The sequence below is a fragment of the Gordonia sp. NPDC003429 genome (assembly GCF_053588575.1).
On the sequence record NZ_JBSFQF010000005.1, the window covers coordinates 1 to 17651 of the forward strand.

15 protein-coding genes and 1 pseudogene are annotated in these 17651 nt (G+C 66.3%); 10 read left to right on the forward strand and 6 right to left on the reverse strand.

What is annotated here, in order from left to right; all coding sequences use genetic code 11:
• Positions 1-327: 327 nt before the first annotated feature.
• Both ACWDSI_RS07940 and ACWDSI_RS07945 read left to right on the forward strand, forming a co-directional pair.
• Positions 328-714: a VOC family protein gene (locus ACWDSI_RS07940; RefSeq protein ID WP_449756332.1), complete on the forward strand. Its 387-nt coding sequence runs from the start codon at positions 328-330 to the stop codon at positions 712-714.
• An 83-nt stretch (positions 715-797) separates the two neighbouring features.
• Complete coding sequence (locus ACWDSI_RS07945) at positions 798-2462, forward strand: ABC-F family ATP-binding cassette domain-containing protein (RefSeq protein WP_449756219.1); 1665 nt, start codon at positions 798-800, stop codon at positions 2460-2462.
• A gap of 35 nt (positions 2463-2497) precedes the next feature.
• Here the strand turns inward: ACWDSI_RS07945 and thiD are convergent, their stop codons facing one another.
• The gene (gene thiD / locus ACWDSI_RS07950; protein ID WP_449756220.1) at positions 2498-3322 is read right to left on the reverse strand and encodes a bifunctional hydroxymethylpyrimidine kinase/phosphomethylpyrimidine kinase; all 825 of its coding nucleotides are present in this window, start codon (positions 3320-3322) and stop codon (positions 2498-2500) included.
• Between the two features lie 72 nt (positions 3323-3394).
• Complete coding sequence (locus tag ACWDSI_RS07955; protein ID WP_449756221.1) at positions 3395-4768, reverse strand: NADP-dependent succinic semialdehyde dehydrogenase; 1374 nt, start codon at positions 4766-4768, stop codon at positions 3395-3397.
• Between the two features lie 100 nt (positions 4769-4868).
• Here ACWDSI_RS07955 and ACWDSI_RS07960 point away from each other — a divergent pair, with 100 nt between their 5' ends.
• From ACWDSI_RS07960 to ACWDSI_RS07975, 4 genes are all read left to right on the forward strand, one after another.
• A complete protein-coding gene (locus ACWDSI_RS07960; RefSeq protein WP_449756222.1) occupies positions 4869-5291 on the forward strand; it encodes a nitroreductase family deazaflavin-dependent oxidoreductase in 423 nt (140 codons plus the stop codon).
• A gap of 156 nt (positions 5292-5447) precedes the next feature.
• Positions 5448-6236: a PE-PPE domain-containing protein gene (locus ACWDSI_RS07965; protein WP_449756223.1), complete on the forward strand. Its 789-nt coding sequence runs from the start codon at positions 5448-5450 to the stop codon at positions 6234-6236.
• A gap of 94 nt (positions 6237-6330) precedes the next feature.
• Positions 6331-6678: a VOC family protein gene (locus ACWDSI_RS07970; protein WP_449756224.1), complete on the forward strand. Its 348-nt coding sequence runs from the start codon at positions 6331-6333 to the stop codon at positions 6676-6678.
• A gap of 53 nt (positions 6679-6731) precedes the next feature.
• A complete protein-coding gene (locus tag ACWDSI_RS07975; RefSeq protein WP_449756333.1) occupies positions 6732-7622 on the forward strand; it encodes an exodeoxyribonuclease III in 891 nt (296 codons plus the stop codon).
• 779 nt (positions 7623-8401) lie between these two features.
• Here ACWDSI_RS07975 and ACWDSI_RS07980 read toward each other — a convergent pair.
• Positions 8402-9478, reverse strand: a complete 1077-nt coding sequence (locus ACWDSI_RS07980) for a threonine aldolase family protein (protein ID WP_449756225.1) — start codon at positions 9476-9478, stop codon at positions 8402-8404.
• Positions 9479-9548: 70 nt separating this feature from the next.
• A complete protein-coding gene (locus ACWDSI_RS07985) occupies positions 9549-9734 on the reverse strand; it encodes a hypothetical protein (protein WP_449756226.1) in 186 nt (61 codons plus the stop codon).
• 43 nt (positions 9735-9777) lie between these two features.
• Between ACWDSI_RS07985 and ACWDSI_RS07990 the strand changes: the two are divergent.
• Positions 9778-10047: pseudogene (locus ACWDSI_RS07990) on the forward strand (LLM class flavin-dependent oxidoreductase); the annotation flags it as partial.
• A gap of 14 nt (positions 10048-10061) precedes the next feature.
• Here ACWDSI_RS07990 and ACWDSI_RS07995 read toward each other — a convergent pair.
• Positions 10062-11936, reverse strand: coding sequence for an acyl-CoA thioester hydrolase/BAAT C-terminal domain-containing protein (locus tag ACWDSI_RS07995; protein ID WP_449756227.1), 1875 nt, complete (start codon positions 11934-11936; stop codon positions 10062-10064).
• 113 nt (positions 11937-12049) lie between these two features.
• On the opposite strand from ACWDSI_RS07995, the gene ACWDSI_RS08000 reads away from it, so the two are divergent.
• Positions 12050-14434: a Tex family protein gene (locus ACWDSI_RS08000; RefSeq protein WP_449756228.1), complete on the forward strand. Its 2385-nt coding sequence runs from the start codon at positions 12050-12052 to the stop codon at positions 14432-14434.
• 2 nt (positions 14435-14436) lie between these two features.
• On the opposite strand, the gene ACWDSI_RS08005 is transcribed toward ACWDSI_RS08000, so the two are convergent.
• Positions 14437-15210, reverse strand: a complete 774-nt coding sequence (locus tag ACWDSI_RS08005) for an SGNH/GDSL hydrolase family protein (protein ID WP_449756229.1) — start codon at positions 15208-15210, stop codon at positions 14437-14439.
• Between the two features lie 115 nt (positions 15211-15325).
• On the opposite strand from ACWDSI_RS08005, the gene ACWDSI_RS08010 reads away from it, so the two are divergent.
• Both ACWDSI_RS08010 and ACWDSI_RS08015 read left to right on the forward strand, forming a co-directional pair.
• Positions 15326-16141, forward strand: a complete 816-nt coding sequence (locus ACWDSI_RS08010; protein WP_449747908.1) for a shikimate 5-dehydrogenase — start codon at positions 15326-15328, stop codon at positions 16139-16141.
• Positions 16142-16294: 153 nt separating this feature from the next.
• Entirely contained in the window at positions 16295-17635 is a 1341-nt protein-coding gene (locus tag ACWDSI_RS08015) for a DUF4185 domain-containing protein (protein WP_449756230.1), read from the forward strand.
• The last annotated feature ends 16 nt before the right edge of the window (positions 17636-17651 follow it).

The following is a 17651-nucleotide window of genomic DNA, read 5'->3' on the forward strand; positions in this document are numbered from 1 at the left end:
CCATCACGCAGGCCAAGAGCCGGGGCCGCAGAATTCGCCATAGCCAATTCTCTCAAACCACGAACCATAAACTAATTAACGACACGCGACACTAGACACCCCGAAGCGCTCTGGGGGTCAAGTGGTCGCAGGTTCAAATCCTGTCAGCCCGACGTAAAGGCCCTGGCGAGAGCATATTTCTCGCCAGGGCCTCGTCGTGTCTCGTGCTTGCTTTGTTGGTCCCCGTCTGGTCTCTGGAACTGAACGGTTCTGCTCTCCCTGCACACCGGGCCGCTACGTGAGATCACTGAACGTTGGCGCACCGAACCGAAGGAATCACTCATGAGCATTCGAATCAATGTCACGAGCGTGTTCGTCGACGACCAGGCCAAGGCGCTCTCCTTCTACACCGACAAACTCGGCTTCGTCCCCAAGCACGACGTGCCGTTGGGTGAGTTCCGGTGGTTGACTGTGGTGGGTCCGGATGCACCCGATGGCCCGGAGCTGCTGTTGGAGCCCAATCAGCACCCTGCGGCCATGGCCTATACGGCCGCGCTCGTTGCCGACGGTATCCCGGCTGCGTCCTTCGCCGTTGACGATGTGGCAGCCGCACATGGTCGACTTGTCGCTGACGGCGTCAGGTTCACCCAAGAACCGACACCGATGGGCCCCGTGGTCACCGCCGTTCTGGACGACACCTGCGGCAACCTGATTCAGCTCACGAGCCCGGCATAAGACAGATCTTCTGCAACCAGCCGCAGAGTGTGGCAGTGCGGCCGGTGATCGATTCCTCCGGGCCCGGATGCGACGATGTGGGCATGACCGCGTCGCTCGTCGCCAAGGACATCGCCGGTGGCTATGCCCATCGTGTCCTGTTCGATCACCTCGACCTGACGGTCGCGCCCGGCGACGTGGTGGGGGTCGTGGGCGCGAACGGCGCGGGAAAGTCCACCCTGCTCGCTGTGCTGGCCGGTGACCTCGCTCCGCTGGAGGGTTCGGTCACCCGTGCGCCGGCCGACGCCTTCGTGGGATGGCTGCCTCAGGAACACGATCGGGTGCCGGGGGAGACGGTGGCGCAGTATGTCGCGCGACGCACCGGATGCGCTGCGGCCACGCAAGCGATGGACGCCGCAGCCGCCACCCTGGCGAACGACGGGTTGGACGCCGGCGCGCAGGATCCGGCCGAGGTGTACTCCGCGGCGCTGGATCACTGGCTGGCCACCGGCGCCGCCGATCTCGACGAGCGGCTGCCCGCAGTACTCGCCGACCTCGGCCTGCGGAACGGAACCATCGCACCCGAAGACGCCCTCATGGCCGGGCTGTCCGGCGGGCAGGCGGCCCGAGTGGGGTTGGCGGCGTTGTTGTGCTCGCGTTTCGACGTGGTGCTGCTCGACGAGCCCACGAACGATCTCGACCTCGATGGCCTATCGCGGCTCGAGGAGGTGGTCAGCGGGATGCGTGGCGGCGTGGTACTCGTCAGCCACGACCGGGAGTTCATGGCGCGCTGCGTGACTCGGGTGGTCGAACTCGACCTCGCACAGCACACCAACACCGTCTACAACGGGGGCTACGAGAGTTTCCTGGAGGAGCGGGAGGTCGCACGGCGACACCGCCGCGAGGAATACGAGGAGTTCGCCGAGAAGAAAGCCGACCTCGTGGCCCGGGCGCGGACCCAACGAGAGTGGTCGAGTCAGGGTGTGCGCAACGCCATCCGCAAGGCACCCGACAACGACAAGATCCGCCGACGGGCGGCCGGCGAGTCCAGCGAGAAACAGGCGCAGAAGGTGCGCCAGATGGAAAGTCGCATCGCCCGGCTAGAGGAGGTCGCCGAACCCCGCAAGGAGTGGGTGCTGGAATTCACCATCGGCTCGGCGCCGCGGTCGAGTTCGGTGGTTGCCACGCTCTCCAATGCTGTTGTGCGGCAGGGAGAATTCGTTCTCGGTCCGGTGTCGCTTCAGGTCAACGCGGGTGAACGGATCGGGATCACCGGACCCAACGGCGCGGGAAAGTCGACGCTTCTGCGTCTGCTCACCGGCGCCGTCGAACCCGACGAGGGGACGGCGAGTCTCGGCGCGAGTGTGGCGATCGGCGAGATCGATCAGGCGCGCGGACAATTCACCGGTCCGCGCCCGCTCGCCGAGCGGTTCGAGGAGCTCGTCCCGGACTTCTCCACCGAGCAGGTGCGCACGCTGCTGGCCAAGTTCGGACTCCGGGCCGATCACGTCGACCGTGCCGTCGGCGACCTGTCGCCGGGCGAACGCACCCGCGCGGCCCTGGCATTGCTGCAGGCGCGGGGGGTCAACGTTCTCGTGCTCGACGAACCCACCAACCACCTCGACCTGCCCGCGATCGAACAACTCGAATCGGCGCTCGACTCGTTCGACGGTGCACTGCTGCTCGTCACCCACGACCGCCGGATGTTGGAGAAGGTGCGGGTCGACACGCGCTGGCATGTCGACGGCGGGCGGGTCACGCAGGACTGACGTCTCAGCGTGAAGACGCCGACCCCACCGCGCCTCTACTCCGGTTGCGAGTCCGCGAGCTGATCGACGTAGGCGCCCTGCCACACCGTGTCGAACGGGGTGTGAGCGCTCACGCGTCCGTTGATGCCGGCGGTGGTGAACTCCTTGGCGAAGGCGACCGCGTCGCGCACGTCGGAGCCCTTGGCGAGTTCGGCCGTGATGGCGGCGGCAAGTGTGCATCCGGCGCCCGATACGCGTTCGGACCCGACCTTGGGCGCGGCGAACACCGTCACCTCGTCACCGTCGTAGAGCACGTCGACCGCATCGTCGCCGGGCAACTCGACTCCGCCCTTGGCGATCACGTAGCGCGGCCCCAGGTCGGCGATGCGTTTGGCCGCCTCGGCCAGCTGGTCGACGCTGGTGATCTCGTCCATGCCCGACAGCACCTGAGCCTCGAACAGGTTCGGGGTCACCACCGTCGCCAATGGGATGATCTTCTCCCGCAGGGCGGTGTCGGTGTCGAGCGCGGCACCGGGTTCCTGACCCTTGCAGATGAGCACCGGGTCGACCAGCACGTGCCGCCAGGTCTGTCCCGCCAACGCGTCGGCGACCACGTCGATCGTTGCCGGGGTGCCGAGCATTCCGACCTTCACCACGTCGAGATCGTGAGCACTGGTCGCGGCCTCGATCTGATCGGCGATCACCTGAGGGTCGATGGGTACGAATCGGTGCGCCCAGCCGGCTTTCGGATCGAAGGAGACGATGCACGTGATCGTGCCGACTCCGTAGACACCGAGTTCCTGAAAGGTCTTCAGATCGACTTGCAGACCGGCACCGCCGGTGGCTTCCGAACCTGCGATGACATATGCGAGATCAACCACACGTCAAGCCTACGATCTCCTCGCGCGCCGGTACCGCGTGGCCTTGCCGCGGTGAGACGAACCAACCGCCGCTCAGGCGATCCACACGGTCTTGATGTTGCAGAACTCGTGGATGCCATGTGAGGTCAGTTCTCGTCCGTAACCGGACCGTTTGATCCCGCCGAAGCCGAGTTCGGGGTACGAGGTGGTCATGCCGTTGATGAACACCTGACCCGATTCGATCCGGTCGATGAATTGCTCCTGTTCGGCCGGATCGGTGGTCCAGGCGTTTCCGCCGAGACCGAACGTGGTGTCGTTGGCGATCGCGATCGCATCATCGATGTTGTCGACGCGATACAGCGCAGCAACCGGGCCGAAGGCCTCAGCGGAGTAGATGTCCATCTCGTCGGTGATGTCGGCGAGGATCGTCGGCTCGTAGAACCAGCCCGCCCGATTCACGCGGGCACCACCGATCAGGACCTTCGCACCCTTGCCGACGGCATCGTCGACAAGCTCTTCGAGGTCGGTGCGGCCCTGCTCGGTTGCCAGCGGCCCGACGTCGGTGGCGTCGTCGGTCGGATCTCCGACGACCAGGGAGCGGAAACCGTCGGTGAAGGCATCGACGAACTCGTCGTAGACATCGGTGTGGATGATGAATCGTTTTGCCGCGATGCAGGATTGGCCGTTGTTCTGTACGCGGGCGGTCACCGCGGTCTTCGCCGCCTGCGCGATGTCGGCGCTGGGCATGACGACGTAGGGGTCGCTGCCACCGAGTTCGAGGACCGTGTGCTTGACCTCGTCACCGGCGATCGCGGCGACGGACCTGCCTGCCGGTTCGCTGCCGGTCAGCGTTGCCGCGGCGACCCGGGGATCGCGCAGGATCGGCTCGACCATGCTCGATCCGATCAGGAGCGTTTGGAAACACCCGTCCGGGAGGCCTGCACGGCGTAGGACGTCTTCAAGGTAGAGAGCCGACTGCGGCACGTTGGAAGCGTGCTTGAGAATGCCGACGTTGCCTGCCATCAGCGCAGGCGCGGCGAAGCGGACGGCCTGCCAGAGCGGGAAATTCCACGGCATCACCGCCAGCACCACACCGAGCGGCTGGTAACGCATGTAGGCACGGCTCGCGCCCACCGCCGCCGCGTCGGCCGCCTCGTCGGCGAGCATGGCCTCCCCATGGTCGGCGTAGTAGCGAAAACCCTTCGCGCACTTCAGTGTCTCTGCCTTCGCTGAGGCGAGAGTCTTGCCCATCTCCTCGGTCATCATCGCGGCGACGACGTCTGCCTCGGCCTCGAGGAGATCGGCAGTCGCGTGAAGCCACGCGGCGCGCTGCTCGTATGAGGTGGAGCGGTAGTCACTGAAACTGCGCACCGCGCGGTCGAGGGCCGCGTCGACCTCCGCGTCGGTGAGCGACTCGAATTCCCGGACGGTCTCTCCGGTCGCCGGGTTGATGGTGGCAATGGCCATGTCACGGGTCCTTCCGCAGGGGGTTCTCTTCCATCCCTACCACTCGTGACCGAAGCGCGGCGCCGGGAATCACTTGTACGTGCTGCGCGTTGTGCGCGCTATGAGTGAACAACCGGAACTGAGCCCGAGCGAGTGGGTACGCGACCAGACCAAGAAGATTCTCGAACAGGGGACCACCGACGGTGTGCAGGTCGCCGACCGTCCGGTCGTGTTGTTCACCACCACCGGCGCGAAGTCGGGCAAGAAGCGGTACACGCCGCTCATGCGGGTTGAAGAGAACGGTAAGTACGCGATGGTCGCGTCCAAGGGGGGCGCGCCTGAGCACCCCGCCTGGTACCACAACGTGAAGGCGCACCCGCAGGTCACCGCCCAGGACGGCGACAAGGTGTACGAGCTCACTGCACGTGAGGTCGACGGCGACGAGCGCGCCCACTGGTGGGAGCTGGCCGTCGCGGCGTTCCCGCCGTACGCGGAGTATCAGACGAAGACCGACCGTCTGATACCGGTGTTCGTGCTCGAGTAATCACTGGACCCGAGGTCGTTCCCGGCTATGAGCAGCGTGATCACGGGTACCGGGCCACCGTGCGCCGTCCTGTGTTCAGCGGATTGATCGGCGCACCTGCGATTTCTACCCTGATCTCACGGCCCCACAACTCGGCCTGCTCAGCGGGGAGGCGTCATGATCACCTACATCACCGTATGCGGCACCGGAGAACATCCGGGCAATCCGGGCAACATGCTCAACATCGCGGCCGGAATACTCGGTGGCAGTGTGGAACACGTCGACCTCGCGTATCCGGCATCGATCGCTTGCTTCAACCCGTACGGAGACGTCTCCGGTGTGTCGGAGGCGGAGTCGCGACGACAAGGTGTCGCCAATCTGGCTGCTGCGATCCGCGCCACCCCGAACCTGGTGGTGATCAGCGGCTATAGTCTTGGCGCTCTGGTGGTCTCGGATTTCATGGACGCCAAAGCTCACGGGCAGTATGCGGACTGCGAGGTTCTCGCGGTGGTAAACATTGCCAATCCTGCTCGCGCGGCAGGTGTTTCGTATGGTTTGCCCTCCTTCGGGTTCGGCCTCGACGGTCAGCACAAACCGTGGCTCCCGGGTGTTGATGTGTACGAGATCGCCAACCCGGTCGACGCGATCACCTCGGCGCCGTGGGACTCACCGTGGCGCATCGCCGCCGACAAGGTCCGTGCCTTCAACGCCAGTGTGGAGGGTGCGTCGGCATGGTTTGCCGATATGATCGCGCAACTCGACGGTCAGGAAGCAGCTCAGGCTCAAGAGAACTGGTGGAACGCCGGCTTCTGGCAGGCCTATGCTCAAGCGCCCGCATGGCTGCGCGGGTATCTCTACGATGGCCAACACACCACCGCATACGGCGCCCCTCGGTGGTACAACGAGTCGGGGCAACGCGTCACGGGGCAGCAGCTCGTCGCTGACGTCGTCTCGAAGTACAAGTGAGCAGACGAGGCGAACCCACCACCGAGTGACGTGTGCGGGTGCTTAGCATGGCCGGCGTCACCGCCGTGTCAGGTATCGATGAGAGACTGGACGCGTGCATGTCGATCGAGTGGTCCCCAACCTGACCGTGTCGGATCTCCGGCGGTCGGTGACCGAACACACCGAGGTGCTCGGGATGCGCGTACTCATGGATCATGGGTGGATCGTCACTCTCGGCGACGACTACGGACATCAACTGAGTGTGATGACCGAGGATGCATCCGCGCCGATCAACCCCGACGTTTCTGTTTTCGTCGACGACGTTCACGAGGCGCTCTTGCGAGCGACGGATGCCGGAGTGGAGATCGTCCATCCGCTCACCGACGAGCCATGGGGCGTGACCCGGTTCTTCTATCGCGACTCCGACGGGCGGGTCATCAACGTCGGTACCCACAGCGGGTGAGCGCTGCACCCTCGATCAGACCTGTCACCGAGGTCGAAGGCACCGTGCCCGACGTGGGCAGCCGCGGTGCCGATACGTTCACTGTGGCGTCCTACAACGTCAACGGAATCCGGGCGGCGCGTCGTCGCGGATTCGACGGCTGGCTGTCCGCGCGATCGCCGGATGTGCTCGCGCTTCAGGAACTCCGTTGTACTGCTTCGCAAGTGGGGGAGTTCCCCGGATACTCGGCAGCTATTGACGTCGGCACCGTGGCCGGCCGGAACGGGGTCGCCATCCTGACCAAATCGCCTGCGTGTGCGGTGCGTGCGTGGGCAACCCACCCGCCCCGCGCACGCGGACTCGCAGAGTTCGCCGCCCAGGGCCGGTACATTGAGGTCGATCTCGCCGATCGGCCCGTGACGGTTGCCTGCCTCTACCTTCCCAAGGGTGGACTCCCCGCCCACCTCCAGCGGCCCGGATCGATGCGCGAACCACCCGACGGCGGGATGAAATACGCACGTAAGCGGCGGTTCCTCGATGCTTTCGGCCACGAGGTGAATCGCAATAGGCTCGCTGCGCGCAGAAGCGGCCGGGAGTTCCTGCTCCTCGGCGATCTCAACATCGCGCACACTCAACACGACGTGACCAACTGGCGTGCCGCCCGAACCATGGACGGCTTCTTGCCCGAGGACCGGCAGTGGTTCGATTCGATCCTGGGTACGCGGCGACTGGTCGACGTAGTGCGGAGCGTCTACGGGCAGCGCCCCGGCCCGCTGACCTGGTGGAGTTGGGCGGGGCAGTCCTTCGACAACGACGTCGGCTGGCGAGTGGATCACCAGCTGGCCACACCGGGACTCGCGCGCGCGGCCAGAAGCGTTGTCGTGGACAAAGAATCGTCGCGCGCAGACCGCCGTTCCGATCATGCGCCGCTCCTCGTCACCTACGGCACCGACGCCGAGCAGTAAACCTGGGGACGCGCGCGGTGGCCGAGCCGGCCCATCACCGCGGCGACCTGCGCCATCATCGGCGCGACGCAACGCGGAAATCGCAATCCGATGATCCGCGATCCGACGGAATCTAGTTATCCGTTAGTCCTCGAGCACGGGGTTGCGCGGCACGATGGTTTCTCTGGCCGGTTGTGCACAACAGCGTGCCGGCGGATCGAGCTATCCACAATCGGTGAGCGTCCGCGCAATGCGTGGCTGCGACGGGCAAGGATGAGTCCACTGACCTGAGACGGGGGATTCATGACCGGTGTGAGAAAAACCAGACGCTCAGAACGCGCACGAGCTGAGGACTTCGATTTTCGTCGCGCCGCACGTGTCGCGGTGGGGCCCACCATCAACGGCTACGTCCGCCTTTGGCGTAACGGTGAGGCGTCGCTGTGGAAAATGCCCATCCTCGAGGATTCCGACGAACTCGAAGAATTGCTCTGTTCGGCTCGGGCGTGTTCATCACATTGGTTCCGGTAGCCGAAGCGACGCAGGATAAGCCCGGCGCTTCGCGGGATGGGCGCGGATGGGATGAGGTCGAGAAGTTCATCGCCCGCGCAGCCGAGGGCGCCCAGACGCGTGGCGAGGTGGTCGTCGTCGGCCCCGGTCCGAATCCTCATTTCAACGGGCCTGCTGTGCTGCTGAGCACTTCGACAACGAACGCCTGGACGTACTCGGTGATCTCGGCCTCGCCGCCACCGACGTGTGGCAAGTGGGGTGAGGCAGCCTCCGAGCCGTGAGTGAGTGATCGGTCAGCGATTCCCGAAGCTCCGCGCGATGACGTCGACAAACCTGTCGACGTCATCGGGGCTGGTGTCCCAGGCGGTCATCCAGCGAACCTCGCCGGCCTCGCGATTCCAGTCGTAGAAGTGAACGCGCTCGCGGATCCGGTCTGCGATGTCGACGGGCAGCCGCGCGAAGACGACGTTGGAGTCGGTGGGCTGTGCGAACGTCAACCCGGGTAGACGCCCGGAGACCACTGCATCCTCCAGTGCGGTCCGCAGCCGCGCAGCCATGGCGTTGGCGTGCAGCGCATTTCGCAGGCCGAGATCGTCGTCGAACAGGGCCAGGAATTGCGCCGAGATGAAGCGCATCTTGCTGCACAACTGGGTCGCGGACTTTCGCAGATAGCCCACTCCCGTCACGCGTTCCGGGTTGAGCACCACCACGGCCTCGGCAGCAAGTGCGCCATTCTTGGTGCCACCGACACTCACCACGTCGACTCCCACCTCGGTGGTGAACTCGCGAAAACGTCGTCCGAGGGCGGCCGATGCATTCCACAACCGGGAACCGTCGACGTGCACGGCGAGTCCGAGGTCGTGTGCGGTGGCACAGAGCGCCGCGACCTCGTCCACCTCGTACACCGTCCCCAACTCGGTGGTCTGACTGATGCTCACTGCGTGCGGCTGGGCCCGCTGCTCGTTGCCCCGATCGGGCGCCCACGCCACGATGTCGGCGGGTGCGAGTTTCCCGTCGTCGGTATGGACGCCGAGAATCTTGATACCGGAGATCTGTTCGGGGGCGGCACCTTCGGAGGTATTGATGTGTGCGCCGATCGGTGCCACCGCGGCACCCGCACGGGGCAGTACCGCCGACAAACCCACCACGTTGGCCCCGGTCCCGTTGAACACCGGATAGATCTCGGCCGCCTCACCGAAGTGCTCCCGGATCACGTCGCGCAGAGCGGCGGTGTAGACGTCGTCGCCGTAGGGCGGGAGGTGGCCGTCGTTGGCGGCGACGACCGCGGCGAGGACGTCGGGATGCGCGCCCGAATAGTTGTCGCTGGCAAACGCCCGCCGGTCGGGGTCATGAAGCGCTGAGAAGCTCACCGCTCCACGTTCTCATCTTGGGGTGATCGATGGTGACCAGCGGGGGACAGGGATCAGGGATTGCCAAGGATCAGAGATACGTGGTGGTGCCGCCGGAGGTGTGACCCAAGGTGCGCCACTCGGCCGGTGCGTAGTAGGTGACATAACCGGTTTCCTCCACCACCTTCAACGCGCCCCCCGATTCGACGGAGATCGAGGCCTCGTCGTACTCCAGGGTGCGGCCGTTGGTGAGGGACAGTTTCACGTTCTTCGCCATAGCGGACGAGCGTAGGGGGTGCGGCGTGATTCGGCCCGATGAGATGGTGCAACGCCCCAGACCGGATCGAGGTGAACCTCTGAAGAAGATGGGTTTTCTGACCATCGGCCGTTTCGACGAGTCCGATCCACGGGCCGGGCATCTCGAGACCCTCGCGATGATCAATCTCGCCGAAACACTCGGCTTCGACAGCGTCTGGCTGCGAGATCGCCACCTCCAGTTCGGTATCGCGTCTCCGGTCGCCCTGATGGCCGCCGCCGCGATGCGCACCGAACGGATCGAACTCGGCACGGCGGTGATTCGGGCCGGCGTTGGGTTGGTCGCCGGTCACTTCGGGCTGATGAAATCAACGATCTCACCGGTCAGCGCAAGGCACGCCAGCCCGTGCTCGCGCGGGCGGCCACCCATGTCGATGCCTCCGGTCACCTGCACGGTGGCCGGGTAGAGGCCCGGACGCAGGAAATGGCCGGCACCCTCGTAGCGGATGTGTTTGTCCGGCCGGCCCGTTCGGCGACCGATGAGCGCGTCGGCCATAGGTTCCGACGGCCACAGCCGGTCGTCAGAACCACTCACGCACAGCAGGGGACAGGTGATGCGTTCGGACTCGATACGCGCCGCCGAATCGGATCGCAGCGCGGACAGGCCGGACTCGTAGGCGGGTCGCAGCCGCAGCAACGTCGGACGGTGCGCCGCGACGTCGCGCGACAACCGCCACGCGTTTCCCACGAGTTGGGGCATCAGCACCCCGCTGGGAAGTGCGGCGTAGTCGCAGGGCCGCCCGCGATAGGTCCACGACGAGGTGTCGGGCATCTCACCGTCGGGGCCGATCGCCTGCCATGTGAGGTTGCTGGGACTCAACAGCACGGCCGCCGACACCGGCAGGTCGGTTGCTCGGGCCAGGGTGGCCGCGAGTCCCTCCGCGCCGCGGGAGATCGCCACAGCCGCAACCCCGTCGCCGGATGCCGCGCGATGCGCGGCGAGCCATGCGATGGCGCCGGCGAAACGCTCGAGCGGGATGTCGGCGATCGGGGCTGCTTCCGGTACGTCGTCGAGCCAGCTGTAGGCCAGCGCCATGATGCCGCGGGAGGCGAGCGCGTTGACCACGGCGATCTGCGAGTCGAGTCCACCCTCGGAACCGCCGAAACACACCACCGAGGGATGCGGCCCGCTGCCGCCGGGCCGCGCGAGTAGACCCGGCCGGCCGTCGACGTCCACCCGGTCCAGCGTCACCCCGGGCGCAGTGGGCTCGCGCAGCACCGTCACCGCCGTGCGGTGGTCCGCCGAGGTGGCCTCGACGCGCAACTGCCACGGTTCGGCGGGCGGGATGAACAGATCGGCACGATCATCGGGGCCGACGAACTCCATCGCGTAGATCATGTCGTCGGCGGCCTGTCCGGTGCCCGCGAGGACGCCCTGCCACTGCCACAGGCGTCCGAACAGATCCTGGCCCGACATCACGATCGACACGTTGGCAAGGCCTGCGGCGTCGGCACCGACGGAGAACGGTTCGTCGTGGCGCGACTCGGCGGGTGCCGTCACCACGATCTGCGGGTCGATCTCGTCGGGAAGCGCTGCGGGTTGGGCGACGGGCCGGGCCGGCGTGCCGGCGCTCTCGCGCTGATCGATGCGCTTGGTCTGCCGGTCGAACCACGGCGGGAACAGGCCCGACGCCGTGCCTGCCAGACCCATCAGCGTGAACGGCACCACCCAGTAGCAGACGATCGAGAGGGTGGAGGCACCGTCATGGATCGTGGCTTGTCCCTGCACGATCGGCGGGATCGCGGAGATGATCGTCATGAGCCCGAACACCGCGGTCCACATCCAGGTCATCGCGGTGGTGATCACCCGGAAACCGTCGGTGTGTGCGGTGGTCGCGTCGACACTGGCGGTGGCGTACTCGCGCACGAACGGCCGACCGATGAGGATGCCGACCAGGGAGATCAGAAAGATACCCGCGTTGCCGAGAGGCTGCAGCCATCGTTGCAGGAACACATCACTCACGGTGAACGCGAGGACGGTGAGCACCACGAAGACGACGACGGCGCCCACCTCGAGTGAGTGCCATGGTTGACGGCGCACACGCTGCACCACCACCGCCAGAACCGACAGCGCCAACGCGATGAGTACGGCAGCACGAAACGAGGTGTTGCCCACCAGAATCCAGTAGACGATCCACGGGGAGAACCCGATGACGAAACCCATGAGTGATGGTACGACGCGGCACGTCACCAGGATGGGACAACCGTCGCATATCGGCGGGCGACACATTACCGGCGGCGCAGGAGGTGTCGCTCCCGTTGGGTAGGGTGCTCCGAGTGAATTCGACCGCATCGACGACCATCGCCGGAGTTCCACCCGTCACCACCCGCCTGGCCTCCGAACTGCAGGTCACCGAGCATCAGGTGGCCGCCGCCGTCCGGTTGCTCGACGAGGGCTCCACCGTCCCGTTCATCGCGCGCTACCGCAAGGAGATGACCGGCAGCCTCGACGATGCCCAATTGCGTGTCCTCGACGAGCGGCTGCGCTATCTGCGCGAACTCGACGAACGTCGGGTCGCGGTGCTCACCTCCATCCACGACCAGGGCAAGCTCACCGACGATCTGCGGGCCGCGCTCGTGGCGGCCGACACCAAGTCGCGAGTCGAGGACATCTACCTCCCGTTCAAACCGAAACGCCGGACCAAGGCGCAGATCGCGCGCGAGGCGGGCCTCGAGCCGCTGGCCACCCGGCTGCTCGACAACCCCACCCTCGATCCCGAAGACGTCGCGGCCGAGTTCGTCTCCGAAAGCGTCGCCGATGTCGCCGCCGCGCTCGAGGGTGCGCGACACATCGTCATCGAGCGCGCGGCCGAGGACGCCGAACTTGTCGGTTCGATTCGGGAACGGTTCTGGACGCAGGGGGCGCTGAGGAGCAGCGCCCGGTCCGACGAACTGGCCGCGAGCGTGGCCGGGCAGAAGTTCCGCGACTATTTCGAGTTCTCCGAGCCGCTCGTCAACATGCCGTCGCACCGCGTGCTCGCGGTCTTCCGCGGCGAGAAGGAAGGTGTGCTCTCGCTTGACTTCGACGGGGGCGACGACGACACCTACCAGGCGATGGTGGCCGCCGCGCTGGGCGTCAACCTGACCGCGGACGCCGCCGCGACGCGGTGGCTGGCCACAACCGTGCGCTGGGCGTGGCGCACCAAACTCATGATCAGCAGCGGGATCGACGCCCGGGTGCGACTGCGTCAGCGGGCCGAGGACGACGCCGTCACGGTGTTCGCGAAGAACCTCGGGGATCTGTTGCTGGCCGCGCCCGCGGGTAACCGGACCACCCTGGGACTCGATCCCGGCTTCCGCACCGGCGTGAAGGTCGCGGTGGTCGACGGCACCGGCAAGGTACTCGACACCTGCGCGATCTACCCGCATCAACCCCAGAAGCAGTGGGATGCCGCGAAGGCGACGCTGGCGGCCCTGGTCGCTCGCCACGGCGTGGAATTGATCGCGGTGGGTAACGGCACGGCCTCGCGCGAAACCGACGCGCTGGCTGCCGAACTCATCTCCGACATCACCGGTCCCGGCGTTACACCGCCGGCGAAGGCAATGGTCAGCGAGGCCGGCGCGTCGGTCTACTCGGCCTCGGAGTACGCGTCGTCCGAACTCCCCGAACTCGACGTCTCGTTACGCGGTGCGGTGTCCATCGCGCGTCGGCTGCAGGACCCGCTGGCAGAGTTGGTGAAGATCGACCCGAAATCCATTGGTGTGGGCCAATACCAACACGACGTGACACCGGGCACGCTGGCGCGCAGCCTCGACGCCGTGGTCGAAGACGCCGTGAACGCGGTCGGTGTGGACCTCAACACCGCGTCGGTACCGCTGCTCGCGCGCGTCTCAGGAGTGACGCCGGGTCTGGCCGAGGCGATCGTGGCGCACCGCGACGCCACCGGACCATTCCGTAGCCGTGGTGCCCTGCTCGATGTTCCGCGGTTGGGTCCCAAGGCATTCGAGCAATGCGCGGGATTCCTGCGGATCACCGGGGGCGACGACCCGCTCGACGCGTCGGGCGTGCACCCCGAGGCGTATCCGGTGGTGCACCGCATACTCGACCGATCCGGACTGGCCCTGGCCGAACTGATCGGCGACCATCGCACACTCACTTCGCTGCGACCGGCCGACTTCGCCGACGACCGGTTCGGGGTTCCCACGGTCACCGACATCCTGGCCGAACTCGAGAAACCCGGGCGCGATCCGCGACCGGCATTCAGCACCGCCACCTTCGCCGCCGGTGTCACCAAGGTCGCCGACCTCACCCCCGGCATGGTGCTCGAAGGCGTGGTGACCAACGTGGCCGCCTTCGGCGCATTCGTCGATGTCGGCGTTCATCAGGACGGGCTCGTCCACGTGTCGGCGATGGCGAACCGATTCGTTTCCGACCCACACGAGGTGGTGCGGTCCGGGCAGGTGGTACGGGTCAAGGTGATCGACGTCGATGTGCAACGTCAGCGCATCGGCCTGAGCCTGCGTCTCGACGACGACGCGAAAACCGCGAAACCCGGTGGGCGTGCCGAACGGGGTGGCGCGGCTCGCGGCGACGGTGGCGCAGACCGTGCGAAGGGAGCAGCCGGACGCCGCCAGGGTGGCCGAGGTCAACGGGCACAACGGGATTCGGCACCGAGCGGATCGATGGCGCAGGCGCTGCGCGACGCCGGATTCGGCCGCTGATCTCAGCCGAGTGTATCGAGCGCGGGGACCGGTGCGGCCCACCGCGGTGCGACGCCGTCGCCCGACGACACCCCGCGCACACGCCGCATCACCCACGGGTAGAGGAAGGTGCGCGCCCACTGCAGGTCGTCGCGGCGCCGGGCGTCGCGCGGCATGGTGGGCTGCGGGGCGAGCGGGGTGATCGCGATGTCGTGGGGTGCGCCGAGCAGATCGAGGACCTCCGCGGCCATTCGGGTGTGGCCGGCGGTGGACATGTGCAGCCGGTCGGTGTCCCACATGCGGTAATCGTCGTAGCCGGACAGGCGCCAGAAGTCGAGGACCCGCGCGCCGTGACGGTCGATTGCTTCCCGGAGCAGTTCATTGAAGATCGCGCAGCGACCCCGCATCATCCGGAACACGGGCGCCCAACCGGCGTCGTACGCGGTGAACACCACCACGGTGGCACCGCTGGCGGCGAGTTCGCCCAGCGCATTGTCGTATCGGTCGATGAGTGCGTCGATGTCGACGCCCGGACGCATGAGATCGTTGCCACCCGCGTGGATGGTGACCAGATCCGGTGACATCGCCACCGCCGGTGCGAGCTGGTCGTCGATGATCTCGTCGAGCAGCTTGCCGCGCACGGCGAGGTTGGCGTAGCGCAGGTCCGGATTCGTCACGGCGAGCTGCTCTGCCACGCGGTCGGCCCATCCTCGCAGCCCGTTGGGCCGAGCGGGATCAGGATCACCCACACCTTCGGTGAACGAATCACCCAGTGCCACATATGTGTTCCATCCCACAGTGCCGACCTCCCGGAATTAGTCTGGTGCGCCGGGGCTGAGGCTAGACGCCGTTCCGGTACTCCGCAAAAGCGACAGAGGCCGTATGGGATGCGAAGCGGGCTACGTTGTAGTCATGCCGATTTTGAACAAGGACATGACGCTGTGCATCTCGCTGGCGGCCCGGCCGTCGAACATCGGCACACGTTTTCACAATTACCTGTACGACGAGCTCGGGCTCAACTTCATCTACAAGGCGTTCACCACCACCGACATCGAAGGCGCGATCCGCGGTGTGCGGGCACTGGGTATTCGAGGGTGTTCGGTGTCGATGCCCTTCAAGGAGGCTGTGATACCGCTGGTCGACGAGGTGGAGCCGTCGGCGGCCGCCATCGAGTCGGTCAACACGATCGTGCACGAGGGACAACGGCTCATCGCGTCGAACACCGACTACGAAGCGGTCGCCGCATTGATCGCCGACGCCGCGATCGACCCGGCCGCCCCGGTGGTGGTTCGCGGATCCGGTGGCATGGCCAAGGCGGTGGTCGCGGCATTTCGCGGCGCCGGGTTCACCGATCTCACTGTCTTGGCGCGCAACGCGGATGCGGGGGCGGCGCTCGCGGCGAAGTACGGCTACCGCAGTACCTCCGACACCGTGCCGCCTGGCGCATCGGTGATCGTCAACGTCACCCCGCTGGGTATGCAGGGGCCCGACTCGCAGGTGCAGTCGTTTGCCGACGACGCCATCGCCGCCGCCGATGTCGTATTCGACGTGGTCGCCTTCCCGGATCGCACGCCGCTCGTGGTTGCCGCGGAGACGGCCGGCAAGCAGGTCATCACCGGCGCCCAGGTGATCGCGTTGCAGGCGGCCGCCCAGTTCGAGAAGTACACCGGGGTCGCGATCTCCGCCGAGCAGGTGGCCCGAGCGTCGGAGTTCTCCCGCGCGGAGTAGACGGTGCGGACCGTGTCCGAGCCGGTACGGGTTCGTGATCCGGTTTCGAGCGCAACCTAAGTCACTTCTGTCACAATCTCCTCTTGAATCACATTGGTCACATGGACCACATCGTTCGGGTGGTTCGGCTCTGGTGAGAGGACAGGTGAGGTGATGCGCCGACGGATCGCACCGTTGTTGGTGTCGTGTGCGCTCGTCGCGTCGGCGGCCTGGCTGACCACCGCGTACGCCGGTATGGCGGCCGCCGAACCGTGCGGCAACTCGGGGACGGGCTCACTTCCCGACCTGGGTAGCAGTTCGGGATCGCTCGGCTCCTCGGGCTCATCGTCGGGGTCGCTGGGATCGTCGGGCTCATCGTCGGGGTCGCTGGGGTCGTCGTCGAATCCCGCGCAGGGAACTCAGGGACCACTGCCGGTTTACGCGAGTGCGAGCACTAGCAGCGTCGCCTGGGTGACCGGACCGCGAAGCGCGAACAGTACATTCAAACGGTTCACCATCTCGGGCACCGATGTCGGTGTGAGCTGGGACAACGGTTCCGGGCAGACACTGATGGCATTCGGCGACACCTTCGGTGACTGCAGCGTGGCCGGCCAGCAATGGCGCAACAACGTACTGTTGCGCAGCAACGACAACGACCTTGCCAACGGGATTTCCGTGCCCGACGCCAAGCCGGGAGACGCGACCTCGGGAAGCGTCGTCGACGCCGCTCAACCAACCTTTGCGCGGGAGTTGTTCCGGGCGGTCAACGTCGACCCCGTCGAGGTCACCAACATCCCCACCGCCGCGATCTCGGTGCCGAGAAATGGCGGCCATCGGCAGTTCATCAACTTCATGTCGGTGCGGCACTGGGGTGCGGCCGGAGTGTGGGACACCAACTTCTCCGGGATCGCCTATTCCGACGACAACGGCCAGACATGGACGCGTGACCCGTCCACCTATCTCATCAACGCCCCGGTGTCGGCGGCGCTGCCGTTCGGGCTGCGTCCGCTGTCCACCGGCAACGCCAACTTCCAGCAGAGCGCCTACGTGATGGGGCACGGCACCGACGCCGGGTACGTCTACCAGTTCGGGACGCCCAACGGTCGCAACGGCGCCGCCTACCTCGGGCGTGTACAGCCCGGCGACATGCTGACCCTTGGCGCGTACCGGTACTGGAACGGGTCCGCGTGGGTCGAGGGCATCGCTGCGGCCACGCCCGTCGTCGGCGCGCCGATCACCGAACTCTCGGTGTCGTGGAGCCCGTATCTGAACAAATACATCATGCTCGACGGCGACAACGGCATACGCCTGCGAACAGCCGACCATCCCCAGGGTCCCTGGAGCGCAGCGCATTACATCGTCACACCCGGGTATCCGGTGTTGTACGCGCCGATGATGCAACCGAAATCGCCTGCACTGACCGGCAACTCGCCGTACCTGTACTTCAACGCGTCACGCTGGACCGACTACAACGTGATGATGCTGCGCACCGATCTGCGGCGGATCACCCGCTGACAAGCCGGACGCATTG